This is a genomic window from Gemmata palustris, assembly GCF_017939745.1.
Taxonomy (GTDB): domain Bacteria; phylum Planctomycetota; class Planctomycetia; order Gemmatales; family Gemmataceae; genus Gemmata; species Gemmata palustris.
Map to the genome: position 1 here is coordinate 5011604 of NZ_JAGKQQ010000001.1, position 18416 is coordinate 5030019.

The following is an 18416-nucleotide window of genomic DNA, read 5'->3' on the forward strand; positions in this document are numbered from 1 at the left end:
GCCCGGTTCCCGTGACCGGAGTTCTGATCTTAAGTTCATCAAGTCTTTGACGGGCCAACAGTTTCGTTGAAATCTTGCGAACGGCGCGAGCAACAACCCCGCCCCGCCTCCCGTACAATCAACACGTTCCGTTCGCCGGCTCCCGGTACCGCTTCATGGCGCACCTCACGCACGCCGAAATACTCACGCACCTCGCCACCCTCGCCACGCCACCCAGTGGATTGGGCGAACTTCAGCACTGGGCCGAGCGGTTGTGTGTCGTTCAGCAGACCCTCAAGCCGAGCACGACACCGCGCCGGCTCGTGCTGTTCGCGGCCGATCACGGCCCGGACGCCGAGAGCCGCGTGGGGGCCGCGATCCACCACATCTTCGCTGGTGGGGCCGCGGTCGCGGTCCTCGCGAAGTCCGCGCACACGGACTTGGTGCTGGTCGACGTCGGTTCGCGATCGGACGCGCTGCCGGAATCGGCGCACTATCGCAGCCGCAAGGTGCGGCCCGGCTCGCGCGACTTCACGAATCAACCGGCACTGACGGCCGACGAGTTCCGCGCCGCGTTCGTGGTCGGTCAGAAGGAGGCGGAGCACGCGCACGCGGCCGGGATGAACTTGGTCGCGGTCGATGCCCTCGGTGCCGAAAGCGCGACCATCGCGGCCCGCGTGTTGGCAGCGGACATTGATCGCGCCAGCGACCTCATGTGTGTGTTTGGCGCAGTCGGTGGGGCGGACATCGGGGCGGCCGCGGGCTTCGTTACGAAGGCCGTTGAACTCGGCCTCACGGTGTTGATCGAAGGCGATGTCGCGCGTGCGGGGCTGTTCGTTGCGGAGCGGCTCTATCCCGGTACCGCGGCGAAGGTGATTGAGGGGAAGGGGAACGGGGGAGGTTCTTCCTCCGAGGGCTTTAGCGCGCTGCTCGCGCTCCCGCTGCTCGACGCTGCAGCCGCCGTGGGCGCGCGAACGGCGCCGCGCGATGCGACGGAGCGTGAGGCCGCGCGCGCGAAACCCGCGCGCAAAGTGGCCGTGTTTACGGGAAGTTTCGACCCGCCGACGACGTACCACCGGCGGGTCGCGATGCTCCTGCGCGGGCGCGGGTTCGACGAGGTCGTCGTGCGCCCCGCCGGTCCGCGGTGCGACACGCCGGAGATCGAGCACGCGAAGCCGGTCCACCGCGCGGTGCTGGTCGATCTCGCGTTCCGCGACCTCCCCGGCGTGACGGTGGATCTATCCGACCTCGACGACGCGACGTTCACTCCGCACTACTCGTTCGACGACCTGCTCGCGGACCGCGGGGAGGTGTGGCACGTCATCCCGGCGGAGTTCGTTGTCGGCGGGCGCGCCGGCGAATCCGCCATTCACACGAAATGGGAACTGGGGCTGGATGCGTGGACCAGTCGGAAGTTCGTGGTGCTGCACCCGTCTGATGCGCCGCCCGATCCGGCCGATTTGCCGCCGGTGTGCCGGCTGGTCGCGGTCGACGGGCACGTTCCCACGGAGGACATCCGGCTCCGCGTGTTTAAGGGGGGCAAGCCGAAGCCCGACGTGACCGACGACGTGGAGGAGTACATCCGGCGCTACCGCTTGTTTACCGGTATGTCGGCCCCGCGCGAGACCCGCGTGTGGCTCAGTGCCCCGCGGTTGAAAATCGTCACGGCCGACAAGAGCGAGAAGGCGCTGCGGGCCGCGGAGCCGTTCCGCAAGCTCGAATCGAGCGACCCGACACACGTCCTCGTGCTCGGCGGCGACGGCACGATGCTACAGGCGATCCGTGACTACTGGCGGTTGCGGCTCCCGTTTTTGGGCCTGAACGCGGGCACGCTCGGCTTCCTGATGAACGAGTCGCTGGCGCCGGATCTGGAGGGCACGGAGATCGTGTTGTACCGGATGCCGATGATACGGGTGGACGCCGAACTGCCGGACGGCAAGCGGGTGCAGTCGCTCGCGTTCGCGGACGCCTGGGTGGAGCGCGACAGCGGGCAGGCCGCGTGGCTGAAGATCGATGTGGACGGCAAAACGCAGGTGCCGCGCGTGGTCGGCGACGGGTTGCTCGTTGCGACGCCCGCCGGATCGAGTGCCTACGCGCGGGCGATGGGCGCGACCTCGGTCCCACTGACTGCACCGGTCTTCACGTTGGCCGGGTCGAACGTGTTCCGCCCGCGGTTCTGGAAACCGGTCGCGCTGCCCGAAACGTCGTGGGTGGGGTTCACGAGCCTGGATCACAACGGCAAGCGCCCGATCCGCGGGTTCATTGACGGCCAACCGATCGGCGCGGTGAAGTCGATGAACGTTCGCGTGAGCACGGTGGCAATGGTCGAACTCGGCTTCACGCCCGAGTTCGACCTCTCCGCCCGATTGCTACGCTCGATGTTCCCGCCGTCGGACACGTTGTAGAGCGGTTTTTGTAGTTTTTTGTAGGGTGGGTCGAGCCGGCTCTGCGGCGAAGGCCCACCAGAACCCACAATGCGCGTCACCGTAATCCGTCGGCGTAGAGCGCGTCTGGTTGCCGCCGCTCGTAGTGGGCTTTGGTCCTTGTATCGCAGCGCGCGTCACGGTTACCCGCGTTGTCGCTGCTCGTGGTGGGCCTTCGCCGCAGAGCCGGCTCGACCCACCCTACAAAAACCGCAGAAGCCGCGTCCGGGTTACTCCTCCCACTCGGCGCCGGGTACGTCCAGCGCGCTACCGTTCCTGTCCCATTCCGGTGGGTAATCGCCGGTCTCGACCCAGCGCGCAAAAGACGAATACGGGTACGTTCCCGGTGATTTCGTGATCCCGTGCTTGACCGGGTTCCAGTGGATATAGTCCGCGCAGCGTTTGAGATCGTCTTCGTCGCGAACCATGTGTTCCCAGAACCGGCGCTGCCAGACGCCGCGCCCGCGGCGAGCGGACCGCGAAGAACTGGTCGGGGCTTCGGTGCCGCCTCCCGCGAGGTACGAGCGCGTGAACCGTTTTTTGATTCGCTGCCAGCGGAGCGAATAGTCCGCATCTCCAACGGGGAGCGTCCAGATCGTATGTAAGTGATCGGGGAGTAGTACGACTGCGACGATCGTAACGGGCCGCATGGCGAACTCGTCGATCATCGCCTTGCGCAAGCAATCTCGTGCGAATTCGGTGGTCAAAAGTGGTTGCCGCCGGTGCGTTACCAAAGTGAAGAAATAGGTCCCGCCGGGCGCGTACCAGCGGCGGTAGTCCGGCACGGATGGGGCCTCGCGGCAGGGTGTTTTGTAGGGTGGGTCGGCCCGGCAGCGCGGCGAAGGCCCACCACGGGCAGCGACAACGCGGGTAACCGTGACTGGTGGCCGGGGCGCCACCGTTTGTGGTGGGCCTTCGCCGCACTGCCGGCTCGACCCACCCTACAAAACACTACAAAAACCAAGCAAACAGCAAGGCTGTGGTTAGCTGATCTTCCACCCACCGCGGCGCTCGCGGGCGAGCATCTTGTTGGCGTCTTCGTCGTTGAAGGTGTATTTCTTCGCGTCCCACATCAGCGGCTTGCTCTTGTTGAGCCGCAGCGCGACCGTTCCCAAGTGGCAGACGATCACCGAGCCGGCGCCGACTTCCACGCCGCAGATCGGGGTCTCGCGGGTCTTCACGCAATCGAGGAAGTTGCCCATGTGGTTCGTCGGGACCGAGCCGTAGAGCTTCGGCTTGTCGGCCTCGTTGAGCGGAGCGAAAACTGCTTTGTCGCTGGCAAGCAACAGGCCGCGGCTCACGAACAGCGTACCCTTGTCACCCTTCACCAGTACGCCGTTCTCGCCGCCGTTCACGCCGTCGTATTCCTTACCGCCCCGGTCCTTCCACTTCCCGCCCTTGGCGTCCACCAACCCGTTGGCGGTCGAACCGGCGCCGTGGCTCACTTCCACCTTCACACCGTTCGCGTAGGTGTGCAGAACCTTGAACGTTTTGTGGCAGTTGTACCCGTCGCCACCGGCGTAGGGCTTGGCGGCCTCGACCACTTCCACCGAAACCGGTCCGCTGCCGTCCGTGCCGAGCATCCACTGCGCGATGTCGATGTGGTGCGCGCCCCAGTCGGTCATTTTCCCGCCGCTGTACTCGTACCACCAGCGGAACTCGTAGTGGCAGTTCGTCTTCCCGCCGTCGATCCGGAACGGAACCTTCGCGGTCGGCCCGAGCCACATGTCCCAGTCGAGTTCCTTCGGCGGCTCCACTTCCTTGATCGCCCCGCTCTGCGGGTTGTCCCCGATGCGGCACTCGATGGTCTCGATCTTTCCGATGCGCCCGGCGCGGACCAGTTCGGTCGCGAGCCGGAACTTGCCGCCCATCTCGCTGCGCTGCTGGCTGCCGGTCTGGAGCACGCGCTTCGTTTCGGCCGTCGCCTTCTTCATGGCGAGGGCTTCTTCGATCGTGAGCGTGAGCGGCTTCTCGCAGTACACGTCCTTGCCGGCCTTCATCGCGGCGATGGCGATGATCGCGTGCCAGTGGTCCGGAGTGGCGACGATGACCGCGTCCACGTCCTTGCTCGCGATCAGCTCGCGGAAGTCCTTGTGCGCTTTGACTTCGTAGCCGTCCTTCTTGTACTGCGCGACGGCGTGGTCGCGGTGCCGGCCGTCCACGTCGCACACGGCGGTGAAGTTCACCTTGTCCTTGAATCGCTTGGCCTCGCCGTACAGGGCGTTCGAGCGCCGCGGTTCGGGGCCGACGCCGATGACGCCGATGTTCAGCTTGCCGTTCGCGCCGGTCGGCTTGACGTCTTCAGCAGCGCGGGCGCTGGCCCCGAACCAGTCGCGGGCGTGCCACGCCGGGAGCCCGGCGAGTGTGAGAGCAGCGACCGAGCGGTTCATGAACCCCCGGCGGGAGAGATTTCCGCGGTCCAACATGACGGCGTTCCTTTCGCGAAACGAGCGGGTGCGTGGGTGGGAAGCGGGAGACGTGTATGATACTACGGCGGGGCCGCGGCCACGCAATCAGAAACCGGAGTGACGCGCGCGATGGCTGACGATTTGCTGGATCGGTTCTTCGGAAAAGGGGTACCGCGGATCGGCGGCCCGCCGGTCGCGAACCCCCGCCTGACCGACCCCGTTGGGTTGCAGTGCCTCTTCGACATCCCGCTCGACCTGCCCGCGGACAAGCTGGCGGTTACCGTCCGCGAGTACCACCCGGACCTGGAAGACGCCACAGTCGAGATCTACCAGGTTCCCCCGTCCGGGAAGCCGCACGACCTCGAACCCGCACTCATGGGCTTGGTCGCGTGGGGAGCACACGTCATCAAAGTGGTCGGTTTCGCGCACCCGATGCCGGCCAACACGGTGAAGGGGTGCGTACAACCCGCTCACTTCGACCCGCAGTACAAGGAGATCGCGTACCGGCACCAGACGCACGTGATGCTGTACTACAACGGGTACGACCAGAACCCGCTCGAGCAGTACGTCGCGCTCGCGGCCGTCGCGGGCTCTCTGACGGTGTTCGGCTCGGTGTTCACGCTGAACGAAACCGCCCGGACCGCGATCCCCGCACCGGTGCTGACGCCGCACGAAGAGGACGGCGGGGACATGCTCGCGGCCCTGCGCGGGTTGCCGCTGTTGCTCATCTACTGCGGGTTCGTGAAGCTCGAAGTTGAGGGGCAACCCGGCGTCTGGATGCGCACCTACGGGGGCCACCGGTTCGGGCTACCGGACCTCGCGCTGCACGCGGACAGTCACGAGATGGCGCGGTTCACGTTCGACCTGTTCAACAACGCGCTGGCGTACTTGCGCGCGTCCGGTAAGTCGTTCGCTCCGGGACACACGATGCAGGTGGGCGACGACATGTTTTTGCGGCTGCGCGCCCGCGTTCCAGACGAGTGGTACCTGGACAGCGAGGGCGAGATGCTCGTCGCCGACCGCGTCGCGGGGAGTGACGTGTCGGTTTCGTAGGGTGTGGAATCTGGCGAACGGCTCGGCGTAAGCCGGCCGGTTGCGTCTACAAAGCACCGGCCGGCTTACGCCGAGCCGTTCGCCAGATTCCCGGATTTCAGCGCAACAAATGCACATCCCCGTTGAATAAGTGGACTGCTTCGCCGAATGGCACCTCACTCGACTCCCGTCTGCGGCCCCACACGAGTCACGGGCCGGAGGCGGGAGACCGGCTTTTGTCTACAATCGCCCCGTCGTCGTTCCTCAACTCTGGAGAAACGCATGTTCCGCTTCGCATTCTTCGCGGGAGTGTTCGCCATGACGCCCCTAGTCGCCTCGGCCGAGGCGCCGCCGCTCATCCCGCGCGACGTGTTGTTCGGCAACCCGGACAGGGCCGGTCCGCAAATCTCCCCGGACGGAAAGTACATCGCGTACCTCGCCCCGGACGAGAAGAACGTCCTCCAGGTGTGGGTGCGCACTACCGTTCCGCCGGCCGGCAAAGCGAACGACAAGAAGGTGACCAGTGACGAAAAGCGCGGCATCCGCCAGTATTTCTGGGCGCACGACGGCAAGCACCTGCTGTACCTGCAAGACGCGGGCGGCGACGAGAACTTCCACCTGTTCGCGGCGGAACTCGGGACCGGGAAGACACGCGACCTCACGCCGTTTACGGGCGTCCGCGTGCAGGGCGTCGAACTCGACGAGAAGCACCCGGACACGCTCCTCGTGGGCATGAACAAGCGGAACAAGGCCGCGTTCGACATGCACCGCGTCACCATTTCGACTGGCGAAGAGAAGATCGACACTGAAAACCCCGGCCTCGTGATGAGCTGGACCACGGACAAGGATTTCGTCATTCGCGCCGCGACCGCCGTGAACGCGGAGACCGGCGGGTACGACCTGATGGTGCGCGAGAAGCCCGGCACGGAGTGGAAGACGATCAAGCGGTGGACGAACGAGGAGCAGGGGCAGGCCGCCGGGTTCGGCGCGGACGCGAACACGCTCTACGTCATCGGTAACGACCGCACGGACACGCTCCGGCTCACCAAGTTCGATCTCGCGACCAGTAAGGAAGAGGTGATCGCGGAGGACAAAGAATACGACGTGAGCGGGGCGATGATTGACGACAAAAAGCGCATCCCGCTCGCCGTGTCGTTCACGAAAGCCCGGACCGAGTGGAAGGTGCTCGACGACAGCGTGAAGGACGACTTCGCCGCGCTCGCGAAGTTCCAGCGCGGCGACTTCAGCATCACGAGCAAGACCACGGACGACACGATTTGGGTGGTAGCCTACGTCACCGACGACGGCCCGACGTCGTACTATCTCTACCACCGCGACACGAAGAAAGCGGACTTCCTGTTCTTCAATAACTCGAAGCTGGAGAACACGAAGCTCGCCCAGATGGAACCGATCCAGTACAAGGCGAAGGACGGGCTAGTCGTTCACGGCTACCTGACGAAGCCGGTCGGCGTCGAAGCGAAGGATCTGCCGACAGTGCTCCTCGTTCACGGCGGCCCGTGGGCGCGCGACTCGTGGGGCTTCAGCCCGCTAACGCAGTTCCTCGCGAACCGCGGCTACGCGGTCCTTCAGGTGAACTTCCGCGGCAGCACCGGTTACGGCAAGAAGTTCCTGAACGCCGGCAACAGGGAATGGGCCGGGAAGATGCACCAGGACTTGATCGACGCGAAGGAGTGGATCGTCAAGCAGGGCGTCGCGGACTCGAAGAAGGTCGCGATCATGGGCGGTAGCTACGGCGGTTACGCGACGCTCGTCGGCCTCACGTTCACGCCCGACGAGTTCGCGTGTGGCGTGGGCATCGTCGGCCCCAGCAACATCGTCACGCTGTTGAAGACGGTTCCGCCGTACTGGGCACCCGCGAAGGCTCTGTTCGCCAAGCGCGTCGGTGACCTGGAGAAGGAAGAGGAGTTCCTGAAGGAGCGCTCGCCGCTCTCGAAGGTGAACTACATCACCAAACCCCTGCTGATCGGCCAGGGTAAGAACGACCCGCGAGTGAAAGTGGCCGAGAGCGACCAAATCGTCGAGGCGATGCGGAAGAACGGCAAGCCGGTGGAGTACGTGCTGTACCCGGACGAGGGCCACGGCTTCCAGCGCCCGGAGAACCGGCTGCACTTCTTCGCGGTCACGGAGCAGTTCCTCGCCAAGCACCTCGGGGGCCGCGCCGAAGCCGTCGGCGATATTAAGGGGCACTCCGGCGAGATCAAGTAGCGGGCGGAGGGGCAGAGAAAGAGCCGCGGATCACGCAGATAACGCGGATCAGACAGAAGGCAGAGAGCAGAAGACAGAGATCAGAGAACCGAAGGCAGGAGTGCTTTTCGTTCTCTGTTCTCTGCCTTCTGTCCTTCTGCTCTCTTCTTTTTGTGCCCTTTGTGCTTTTTTATGGCCATTCTGCCTTCGCTTCCAAGCCTCACCTCTCTCGAACTGCTCGGTGTTGCCCGCGCCCGTATTATGCCCCTATGCTCGCACACCTCCGCACACTCCGACTCGCCGCGTGGCTCGGCTGGCAGCTCGAAACCAACTGGGCGAACCCGTGGTTGTTCGCGGTGTACATGTTCGTGAAGCCCGTGTGCGGGTCGCTCATGCTCGTGGGCATGTTCTTCGCCGCGGACCAGGCCGCCGTCGGTGTCGGCCGTGCCCGAATTTCACCGCAGTTCCTGCCGTACATGTACGTGTCCAATGCGTGCTACGGCCTGGTCGGTACGGTGATGTTCGGGCTGAGTTACGCGGTGGTGCGCGACCGCGAGCACTACCGCATGTTGAAGTACATCTACATCAGCCCGGCGCAGTTCCAGACGTACTTTCTCGGGCGCGGGGCGTCGCGCGCCCTGGAGGGCACTGTGGGCGGCGTGCTGAGCCTCACCGTGGGGTTGATCCTATTTGCGCAAGTGCGGAACTCGGTCGCCGTCGATGTACCGTGGTTAATCGTTTACCTGCTCATCGGTGCCATGATGCTCTGGGCCTGCGGGATGCTGCTCGCCGCCGCGTGCCTGAACATGTCGCGGAACGGGATGTTCCTGAGCGAAGGTATTGCGGGACTGGTGTACTTGCTGAGCGGCGTGGTGTTTCCGCTGTCGGTGTTTCAGGGGAGCATGGCCTGGGTTCAGTGGATCAGTCTGAGTTTGCCGACGACGTACTGGCTCGAGGGTATGCGCCGCGCACTGATGGGCCAAGTGCCCGAGAAACTCCGCGGCCCGCTCTCGAGCTGGTCGAACGCGGAACTCGCCCTCACGCTGTTCGCGACGACCGCGGCGCTGGTGGTCGCGGCTCAGCTCTTCTGGCGCTGGAGCGAGCGCCGTGCTTGGCGCTTGGGCAAGCTCGAAGAGAACGCGGGCGTGTGAATTTTGTTGAATCGGCTGACGACCTCTCACTTGGCGAGTCGATCTTGGTGAATCTCGATTGGACGATCGCATTATTTTCGCACAGGACGGGTGCAGGCGAGCGGATTCCCGAATCACATCACACTTCCGGGGACGATCTTCCAAAACGCAGCGGCACCAGCCTCCGTCACCGGAGGTGCTACGGGATGCGGAGCTTCTTCAAATCGCTCTTTGGAGGCGGGACCGCCGCGCCCTTGAACCGCGATCTATCGAGCGCATCTGGGACGACCTGTCGGCGCGATCATTCGCTGGCAAGACGAAAGCGAGGAGTTCTACATCCTCTGCGGCAACGGGGCTGGGCGAACCTGAGCACGTTCATGTAACTGTGTCGCGGGTCTGGCCGCTGGTAGAGCATGAGCGCAGGTCGCACTCCGCACTTTGCGTGTAGTGGAAGGGTTGAGCCCCGCGCATCAGTGGCTGAGCACTGGGAACAAACCGTGAGTCGGTCGACCGACCGAGGACCGAACACGTGCCACGAAAGTTCGCTGGCACGCACCAATGGTTCGGGTAAGATCAACACGCACACAGAATCATCTCCCGCTTCGAGGATCTGCCGTGCCCCGATCAGCACGCAACGGGTTTAGTCTGATCGAATTTCTGGTTGTCGTTGCCATCATTGCGGTCGTGATCGGCCTCACGCTCCCCGCGATCCGTCGCGTTCGCGAACCGGCCGCGCGCATGAAGTGCATGAACAACCTCAAGCAACTGATGCTGGCGATGCACAACTATGCGGACGCGGGCAGCCCGGTCGCGCGTCCGTCAACAGGCCACCCGAATGCGCCCGCCGGGCATACGTTCCCCCCGGGGTGTTTCGGGCCGGGGGCGACGCCCGAGGAGCGCCTCAGTTGGACGGTCGCGCTGTTGCCGTACCTGGAACAGGAGCGCCTGTTCAAGCAATTCGATGTCGAGAAGGGATACGCGGGAAATCTCCCGGCGGCCCAGACGCAACTCAAGGTGTTCCTCTGCCCCGAGCCAAAGGAGGCGACGACGGGCGACGCGGTGACCCATTACGTCGCGCTGGCCGGTATCGGGTACGACGCCGCCGGGCAGCCTGCGGGCACCACCGGGAACGGCTTCATGGGCTACGACCGTCGGACCGAATTCGCGACGATCAAAGACGGTACCGCCAACACAATCGCTCTGATGGAAACGCGCTCCGGGCTTGGGCCGTGGGCACGCGGCGGCGCGGCGAACGTGCGCGGCTTCGATCCCGCCGATGTGCCACTGCACGGCGATCACCGGCCATTCGGTGGCCACATCGGTGGCATGAACGTAGCGATGGCTGACGGCTTCGTTCGATTCATTAGTGCCCGAATCGAGCCGAAGAAGCTGGCTGCCGCGATCACCATCGCCGGCGGAGAACCGGTCGACCTGGATTGAGGGCCGCGGTGAGATACCGGATTCTAACGGCAGTTCTCCGCGCACTCGCGGTCGTCTTGATTCTGCGAGTGCTGGCCGCGATTCTGGCGAATTATCCCGATTACTTCCCGCCCAATTTCGATGCGCTCTTCCTGCTGGGACGAGAGGCGACGTTCGTCGGCGCCTACCGGCCGGCGTTCTACCTGCACATCTTTTCCGGCCCGGTCGTGTTGTTCAACGGATTGATCCTGCTGAGCGGATACGTTCGACGGCGCCACGGCGGCGCGCACCGGTTCTTGGGTCGGGTTCAAGTCGTTGTGCTACTGTTGTTCGTGCTCCCGAGCAGCGTGGTGATGTCCCGACACGCCTTCGGTGGTTGGCCGGCAGGGTTGAGCTTTCTCTTACTATCGGCGGCGACCGCGACCTGTGCGATCGCGGGTGTCGTTCACGCACGGCGCCGCCGCTTCGACCGGCACCGGCGCTGGATGCTCCGCTCCTATGTCTTGATCTGTTCGGCGGTGGTCCTTCGTCTGATCTCCGGTGCGGCGGGGCTGGTCGGGGTGCCGAGCCCCGAGGGAGCGTACATCATCGCGGCCTGGAGCAGTTGGTTGCTCCCACTGGCGGTCTTCGAGCTCGTGGAACGTGTGCCGGCGCATCGCCAATCCCGGCGCCCTCGGCCCTGATGCAATCCCGTCGTACCCGCCGGCATGCGACGGGTTATACGGCCGGTCAATTCGATAAAACCGCCCCGTCCTTCCCAATCACGCTTGTCGGTACCGTCCCCCGATCGCAGGCTGAACGGCGTCACCTTTGCGGAGCCTGCCTGATGTACCGCCATTCGTTGCTGTTCCTCGCGCTGACCGCGGTCCCGGCCGCGGCTCAACCGCAACCGGCCGAGCCCACCAAACTCACGCTCGACCGGATCTTCGCCTCCGACGACTTCGCGGGCGATCCCGTCCCGGCGGTGAAGTGGCTCGACGGTGGGGCGTACACCACTCTCCGGCCGTCGAAGGCGCACAAGAACGCGAGCGACCTCGTCCGGTTCGACCCCGCGGGGAAGAGCGAGGTACTCGTCGCGGCCGAGAAGTTGGTTCCACCGAACGCGAAGGAGCCGATCGCGATCCACGGGTACGAGCTGTCGAAGGATCTCGACCTCGTGCTGATCTACACCGACTCCGTCAAAGTCTGGCGGCAGAACACCCGCGGTGACTACTGGACCTTCCGCCGCTCGACCGGCGCGCTCACGAAGCTCGGCGGCGACGCCAAGCCGTCCACCCTGATGTTCGCCAAACTCTCGCCCGATGGCACCCGCGTCGGGTACGTCCACGACAACAACCTGTTCGTCGAACCGACCGCGGGCGGCGCGGCGGTGAAGCTCACGGCAGACGGCTCGGAGCAAGTTATCAACGGCACCTTCGACTGGGTGTACGAAGAGGAGTTCTTCTGCCGCGACGGGTGGCGCTGGAGCCCGGACGGTAAGTCGATCGCGTACTGGCAGCTCGACACCCGCGGCGTGAAGACGTTCACCCTGATCGACAACACGAGCGCCTCGTACCCGGTCCTCAAGACGTTCGCGTACCCCAAGACCGGGGAGCGGAACTCGGCGTGCCGGGTCGGTGTGATACCCGCGGCCGGCGGGCCGACGACGTGGGCCGAGGTTCCCGGCGACACCCGAACGGACTTCTACATCCCGCGGATGGAGTGGGCGGGGAACTCGAACGAGCTGGTGATCCAGCGGGTCAACCGGCTCCAGAACGCGGTGGACGTGGTGCTCGTCGACGCCGCGACCGGCAAGGCGCGAACCGTCCTCACCGAGCGCGACGGAGCGTGGGTCGATGTCCACGACGACGCTGGCGAGTGGGTCGAGAACGGGAGCGCCTTCACATGGGTCAGTGAGCGCGACGGTTGGCGGCACCTGTACCTCGCCTCGCGCGACGGGAAGAGCGTGCGCCGCGTCACGACCGGCGCGTTCGACGTGATTCGGGTCGTATACATCAACAAGAAATCGGGGCACGTGTACTACTTGGCGTCGCCGGAGAACCCGACGCAGCACTACCTCTACCGCGTCGCACTGGACGGGACCGGCGCGCCCGAGCGCCTGACACCGGCTGACCAGTCGGGCTGGCACGAGTACGACGTCTCGCCCGATGGGGCGCACGCGGTTCACTCGTACTCGTCGTTCGGCCAACCGCCGCGGGTGGAACTGGTCACGCTCCCCGACCACAAGGTCGTTCGGACGCTCGCGACCAACGACAAGCTCCGCGCGGCAGTGGCGAAACTGGCACAGACTCCGGTCGAGTTCTTTCGTGCCGACGCCGGCAACGGAGTCGCGCTCGACGGCTGGATGATGAAGCCGCCGAACTTCGACCCCGCGAAGAAGTACCCGCTGGTGTTCCATGTTTACGGCGAGCCGGCAGGCCAGTCGGTCGTCGATCGCTGGGGCGGAAAGCAGTACCTGTGGCACCTGATGCTCGCTCAACAGGGGTACGCGGTGGCGTGCGTGGACAACCGCGGAACTCCGTGCCCGCGCGGTCGCGATTGGCGCAGGGCCGCGTACCGGAAGGTCGGGACGCTCGCCTCGGCGGACCAGGCCGCGGCCGCGCGCGACCTGCTGAAGCAGCGACCGTACCTGGATGCGGCGCGGGTCGGGGTGTGGGGTTGGAGCGGCGGCGGATCGATGACGCTGAACCTGTTGTTCCGGCACCCAGACCTGTACCGCACGGGGATGTCGGTGGCCCCGGTGCCGGACATGCGGCTGTACGACACCATCTATCAAGAGCGGTACATGGGGCTCCCACAGGACAACGCCGAGGACTACAAACAAGGCTCACCGATCACGCACGCGGCCGGGCTGAAGGGGAACTTGCTCCTCGTTCACGGCACCGGCGACGACAACTGCCACTACCAGGGGGTCGAGAAGCTCGCGGACCGGCTGGTCGAGTTGAACAAGCCGTTCGCGCTGATGGCGTACCCAAACCGCAGCCACTCCATCAACGAGGGGAAGAACACGAGTCGGCACCTGTACGCCCTGCTGACGCGCTACCTGAACGACAACCTGCCCACCGGCCCGAAGCCGTGACCTCCGACCGATACAGACACGTACCGATACCATCCCGATGAGGGCAGTAAATGGGCAACTCGTACTCCTTCGCGGTTGACGTGTTCCGAACCGTCTGCGACCGGCTCGCCGCGCGAGCGGCCGACCTGCAACTGATGGTTGAGACCACCTCGTCGTTCGAGGAATGGATCAACTGGGAAGCGTTCCTGGCCTCCAAACTCCGGGCGGCCACCTACCCGTTCTGTGAGGTCACGGCCAAGCCCACCTACAGTAGCGAGGGCGTAGCGGACGACGGTGGTGATCGGGATCGGGGCCTGGGCGATCTGCTGGTCGGTGGCCCCAACGATGGGGCGGATCACTGTTGGGTGTTTGCCGAATTCACCCTGCTGCACGACGGAAACCGTACCGGCGGGAAGTGGCTGCGAAAGATCGAAGCCGATGCGGACAAGCTGAAGCGCCTCGGATGGAAGCGGTCCGCGTCCCTGCTGATCGTTGTCGCGGCGAGCCGAGGCGATGTAGCGACCGAGTGGACCGACTACCTGGCGGGCTCCGAGGTCTGGAACCGGCCCGCGCTGACCGCCCCATTCGTCCTCACTCTGCCGGGCGGTGGATCGCTCGTCGTCAAGGCTTTTGACATCAAGCGCGACCCGACGCACACGCTTACCGGGGCCGCCCACTGAGCCCGAGGCGGCACGCGGCGAACGGTGCTGCTTAATTCACTTCTTCGCACGCGGGTTGCGCAGGAAATACAACCGACCGTCTTCGGCACCGCCGAGGAAATCGGGCACGCCGTCCCCGTCGAAGTCCGTCACGCCCGGGCTGACGTCGTGACCCTCAATGTTCTGCTTCGCCAGCGCGCCGGCGTTTTTGAACACCCAGGTACCGTTCTTCTCACCGACCTGTTGCAAGAGATCGGCGTTCGCGGAGTTCAGCAGGAAATCGAACTTCCCGTCCCCGTCCCAATCGGCCACACACAGTTTGCGGCGTCCGCTCTTGCCCGCAGCGCTCGGGTTCAGTCGGAGCGGCTCGCCACTTTCGGACACGAACGCGCGCCGGGGCGGGAGCAGCACCAGTTTGCCGTCGCGCTTCGCGCGCTCGAAGAACGCGAGGTAGCCCTCGGTGTCGAGCACTGCGAGATCGGGGAGCCCGTCGCGGTTGAAGTCGAACACGACCGGCGTGGTGCGCCACTGCGTGAGGAGCGCGTTTCCCTGTGGCTTCCGCCAGCCCCACGCGAGCTCGGGCGGCGGTTTCTCCTTCGCCCACTCCACCTCAACCGGGCGCGGGGCGCTCAGCTTCGGCTCCTTGCGCGTGCCGACGTTCTTGAGCCACACGATCTCGCCGAGGATGCTGTTCAGGACGATGTCCGGGAGCCCGTCGGCGTCCCAGTCGGCGACACTGAACGTGGTGTACCCCCACTTCGCTTCGGCCGGTCCCTGGATGCTGCCGTTGGGTCCGGCCGTCACGCGGAACGGCTTGCCGTCCACTGTGAGGCGCTTCGGCGCGGCCCATTTCGGGTTCGCATCGCCCGGGCCGCTCAGGTTCTCAAAGAACTCGATGTAGCCCGCGGTGTTGCCGCTCAGAATGTCGAGATCGCCGTCCCCGTCCCAGTCCACGGTCACGGGCGTCGCGAGCGCGCCGCACTTGAGGGCGTCGGCTTGCTGCTGGAAGTACGCCGGGCGCGCGAAGATCGGCACGCGGTCCGCGTCGAGTCGCCCGGTGTTCTCCACGAGCGCCACGCGGCCGTCCTCGTCGCCGACAATGAGGTCGAGATCGCCGTCCTTGTCCCAGTCGAACGCGATCGGCACGATCATCTGGAGGTCCATCGCGAGCGCGGTGCCCGTCGCGTCTTTCAACCGCCGCCCGGCAGCGTACTTCGGCTTCGTGCGCGTGCCGGTGTTCTCGAAGTAGGTGAACCCGTCGAGGAACTCGCCGCACAGCAGATCGAGGTCACCGTCCCCGTCGAAGTCCGCGAAGTTCGGGGTGGGGCACCCGAACGTGTCGACCGGCTTACCGCCGGCTTCCACGCGGAACGGCTCGGCGAACGTCCCTCCGTCTTTCGCGAGGAAGACGAACACGAAGCCGTGCAACGGTCCGTTCCGCCACTCGCCCCGCGCGTTGTAAGCGTCGTCCCACCCGTAGAAGCTCCAGTCCTCGATTCCCACCACCAGGTCGGGCCGGCCGTCACCGTCGTAGTCCGCGTAGCGCCACTGGTTGTGCCTCACCTTCGGGCCTTTGGGCTGCTTCCCCTCCGGCTTGTAGAAGTCTTTCGGGACCGACAGCGTGCGCTTCTCGGTGAGGCCCTTCGTGACGAAGTTCGGGTGCTCCGTACCGGGCGTGAGAACCCGGAGTTTGTCCCCCACATACGACGGCATGACGTAATGTGCCGCGCCGCTGAGTTTACGCGCGGGCTTGAAGACGGGGTACTTGTTCTTGGCCGTGTCTCCCGTGACGTTCTCGAAGAACCATACCCCGTTCGATGGCTTGTCGGGGCACGACACGATGAGATCGAAATCCCCGTCCCCGTCCGCATCACACGGTATCGGCCACGCCCACAGTCCCACGCCCAGGTCGACCACAAGCCCCGGGTGGTTGTACTTCAGTGGCTCCAGCCCTTCGGCGCGAAGGGTGGCGGGACCGAGCGCGAGTACGAGGAGGGAGAATAGCGTGCGCATGAATTGCTCTTCAACCGATCGTTGCAGGATCAACGCCACCGCGAGTACGGGACCGACAACGCGCCCAGTGTCACCATTCGGCCGATCGCGCTCAATGCTTTTCCTCTTCGCAAGGGCCGGTTCGCACGTCCGCAGAGTCGAGCGGGAACCGCGCACGGCGCCCGAAGTGACGAAACAAAACATTTACTGTGCTGTGGCAACTCGTATGTCCCATCGCTTCGGTTCGTAGATTGACGTTCCTTCTCCCTCAATCGTGAGACGCCCGTGGACCGACGCACGTTCCTCGCCTCCGTTCCGGGTACATCGCTCGCGGCCCGGTGCGCGCACCCGGCACCCGGCCCGGAAATCGTCTTCGATAGTCGTTCGCCGGGCGACCCGATCCGCGCGCTCCACGGGGTGAACGGCGGCCCGCTCGCGGCCGGCGGACTACTCGATCTGTCGGACCGGTGGAAGGACGCCGCGTTTCCACTGGCCCGGCTGCACGATAGTCACTGGCCCAACCCGGACGTGGTGGACGTCCACGCCGTGTTCCCCGATCCGGGCGCCGACCCATCGAAGCCCGAGAGTTACGACTTCGAGCGCACCGACGAGTACGTGAAAGCGGTCCACGATTGCGGGGCCGGGATCGTGTACCGCTTGGGCGAGAGCATCGAGCACCAGAAGGCCAAGCGCCACGCGCGCCCGCCGAAGGATTTCGAGAAGTGGGCGGCGGTGTGCGCCGGGATCGTCCGGCACTACACGCGGGGCTGGGCCAAGGGGTTCAAACTGCCCATCAAGTACTGGGAGATCTGGAACGAGCCGGACAACCGCCCGAACTGCTGGACCGGAAGCGATGCCGATTACCTGCGGCTGTATGTGACGACCGCCGTCGCCCTGCGGAAAGAGTTCCCGGCGATCAAGATCGGCGGGCCCGGGTTGGGGAACTCCGGCAACCTGAAGGGCGAGCGCTTCGACGCGACCGCGTTCCTGAAGGCGCTCCTGGCCCGGTGCAAGAAGGACGAGGCGCCGCTCGATTTCCTCTCGTGGCACTGCTACACCGCGGACCCGTCCGAACTAGTTCGCCGGGCGAAGGGGGTACGGGCGCTGCTCGACGGGGCCGGGTTCCGGGCGACCGAGAGCCACCTGAACGAGTGGAACTTCCTTCCGGACGGCGACTGGTCCGGGCTGACCGCGAAGGACGCCACGGTGCGCGAGAAGTGGTACGCCCGCGTGAACAGCGCGGAAGGGGCCGCGTTCACGGCCGCGGCCCTGATCGCCTTGCAGGACGCCCCGGTGGACGCCGCGAACTACTTCACCGCCGAGGCCCCGGGAATGGGGCTGTTCTCCCCGCACGGGGTGCCGTCCCGCGCGTTCGGCGCGTTCCTCGCGTTCAAAGAATTGCCCGGTCTCAAGCGGCTCCCGGGCAAGCCCCCGCCCGGAGTCTCCGCGCTCGCGGGGGTCGGCGAACAGGTCCGCGTCCTCGTCGCGCGGCCGACCGGTGCGGGCGGGGCAGTCAAACTTGTCGTTGCCCCCGCGCCGTGGAAGGGGGCGACGCAGTACGAGGTGTGGGCGCTGACCCCCAAACAGGATTTCGCCCACGTAGGTGGAGGCCAGAACGACGGGTGCGAAGTAACGGTCGATCTCCCGGCGCAAACGGTTTACCTCGTGAAAATGTGGCGGTCGAACGGCTGACGGGGCCGCGGGTCACGGCTGGCACGCGGCTCGATCGACTTTCGGGACGAGCGGGGTTCCGTGTCGAAGGCGCGCGCCAGGATTTTTCGGCAAAGAATTTGTTGCTTTGCACGATCATTCATTGCCGGCGCTGTCTCGGCAAAAGTGCTCGGACACCCTACGGCGGAGCAACATCATGAACAACGACACACGGGCCGACGATACACAAGGGATGCGTTCGCACGAGATGTGCCAGTCGCGAGGGCCGCTCGGAGGCACCCAAGAAACGCAAATCCCCGTAGCCGTCGCGGAGCCGACCACGATGCACTGGCAGTACCACTGCTCGGTCGAGTGGGACACGAATGTATCCGAGTGAGGTTCCGAGCGCCCTGAGCGAACCGGCACTCAAACGAAACCGATTGAACTCGCGCGGCAAACAC

Annotated in this window: 13 protein-coding genes; 10 read left to right on the forward strand and 3 right to left on the reverse strand. The window is 65.3% G+C overall.

Translation table 11 applies throughout. The features are described 5' to 3' along the window. The first annotated feature begins 155 nt into the window (after positions 1-155). On the forward strand, positions 156-2384 hold the full coding sequence (locus J8F10_RS20575; RefSeq protein WP_210656918.1) for a nicotinate-nucleotide--dimethylbenzimidazole phosphoribosyltransferase: 2229 nt from the start codon (positions 156-158) through the stop codon (positions 2382-2384). A gap of 248 nt (positions 2385-2632) precedes the next feature. On the opposite strand, the gene J8F10_RS20580 is transcribed toward J8F10_RS20575, so the two are convergent. Both J8F10_RS20580 and J8F10_RS20585 read right to left on the reverse strand, forming a co-directional pair. Next, positions 2633-3187: an REP-associated tyrosine transposase gene (locus tag J8F10_RS20580; protein WP_210656920.1), complete on the reverse strand. Its 555-nt coding sequence runs from the start codon at positions 3185-3187 to the stop codon at positions 2633-2635. Positions 3188-3385: 198 nt separating this feature from the next. Then, positions 3386-4792, reverse strand: a complete 1407-nt coding sequence (locus tag J8F10_RS20585; RefSeq protein WP_246523458.1) for a Gfo/Idh/MocA family protein — start codon at positions 4790-4792, stop codon at positions 3386-3388. Positions 4793-4939: 147 nt separating this feature from the next. On the opposite strand from J8F10_RS20585, the gene J8F10_RS20590 reads away from it, so the two are divergent. From J8F10_RS20590 to J8F10_RS20620, 7 genes are all read left to right on the forward strand, one after another. Further along, positions 4940-5863 carry a DUF4261 domain-containing protein gene (locus J8F10_RS20590; protein WP_210656924.1) on the forward strand — a complete coding sequence of 308 codons (924 nt, stop codon included), beginning with the start codon at positions 4940-4942 and terminating at the stop codon, positions 5861-5863. A gap of 261 nt (positions 5864-6124) precedes the next feature. Beyond that, positions 6125-8068, forward strand: coding sequence for a S9 family peptidase (locus J8F10_RS20595; protein WP_210656926.1), 1944 nt, complete (start codon positions 6125-6127; stop codon positions 8066-8068). 248 nt (positions 8069-8316) lie between these two features. Further along, entirely contained in the window at positions 8317-9198 is an 882-nt protein-coding gene (locus J8F10_RS20600; RefSeq protein ID WP_210656928.1) for an ABC transporter permease, read from the forward strand. A 594-nt stretch (positions 9199-9792) separates the two neighbouring features. Beyond that, complete coding sequence (locus tag J8F10_RS20605) at positions 9793-10617, forward strand: DUF1559 family PulG-like putative transporter (protein WP_210656930.1); 825 nt, start codon at positions 9793-9795, stop codon at positions 10615-10617. Positions 10618-10625: 8 nt separating this feature from the next. Then, positions 10626-11279 carry a DUF2306 domain-containing protein gene (locus J8F10_RS20610; protein WP_315854133.1) on the forward strand — a complete coding sequence of 218 codons (654 nt, stop codon included), beginning with the start codon at positions 10626-10628 and terminating at the stop codon, positions 11277-11279. A 143-nt stretch (positions 11280-11422) separates the two neighbouring features. Continuing rightward, the gene (locus J8F10_RS20615; RefSeq protein ID WP_210656935.1) at positions 11423-13675 is read left to right on the forward strand and encodes a S9 family peptidase; all 2253 of its coding nucleotides are present in this window, start codon (positions 11423-11425) and stop codon (positions 13673-13675) included. A 50-nt stretch (positions 13676-13725) separates the two neighbouring features. Next, the gene (locus J8F10_RS20620; RefSeq protein WP_210656937.1) at positions 13726-14334 is read left to right on the forward strand and encodes a hypothetical protein; all 609 of its coding nucleotides are present in this window, start codon (positions 13726-13728) and stop codon (positions 14332-14334) included. A 36-nt stretch (positions 14335-14370) separates the two neighbouring features. Here J8F10_RS20620 and J8F10_RS20625 read toward each other — a convergent pair whose 3' ends face one another. Beyond that, positions 14371-16326, reverse strand: coding sequence for an FG-GAP repeat domain-containing protein (locus tag J8F10_RS20625; RefSeq protein ID WP_210656938.1), 1956 nt, complete (start codon positions 16324-16326; stop codon positions 14371-14373). 264 nt (positions 16327-16590) lie between these two features. On the opposite strand from J8F10_RS20625, the gene J8F10_RS20630 reads away from it, so the two are divergent. Further along, a complete protein-coding gene (locus J8F10_RS20630; RefSeq protein WP_210656940.1) occupies positions 16591-17997 on the forward strand; it encodes a GH39 family glycosyl hydrolase in 1407 nt (468 codons plus the stop codon). A 175-nt stretch (positions 17998-18172) separates the two neighbouring features. Continuing rightward, positions 18173-18352: a hypothetical protein gene (locus tag J8F10_RS20635; RefSeq protein ID WP_210656942.1), complete on the forward strand. Its 180-nt coding sequence runs from the start codon at positions 18173-18175 to the stop codon at positions 18350-18352. Positions 18353-18416: the final 64 nt, after the last annotated feature.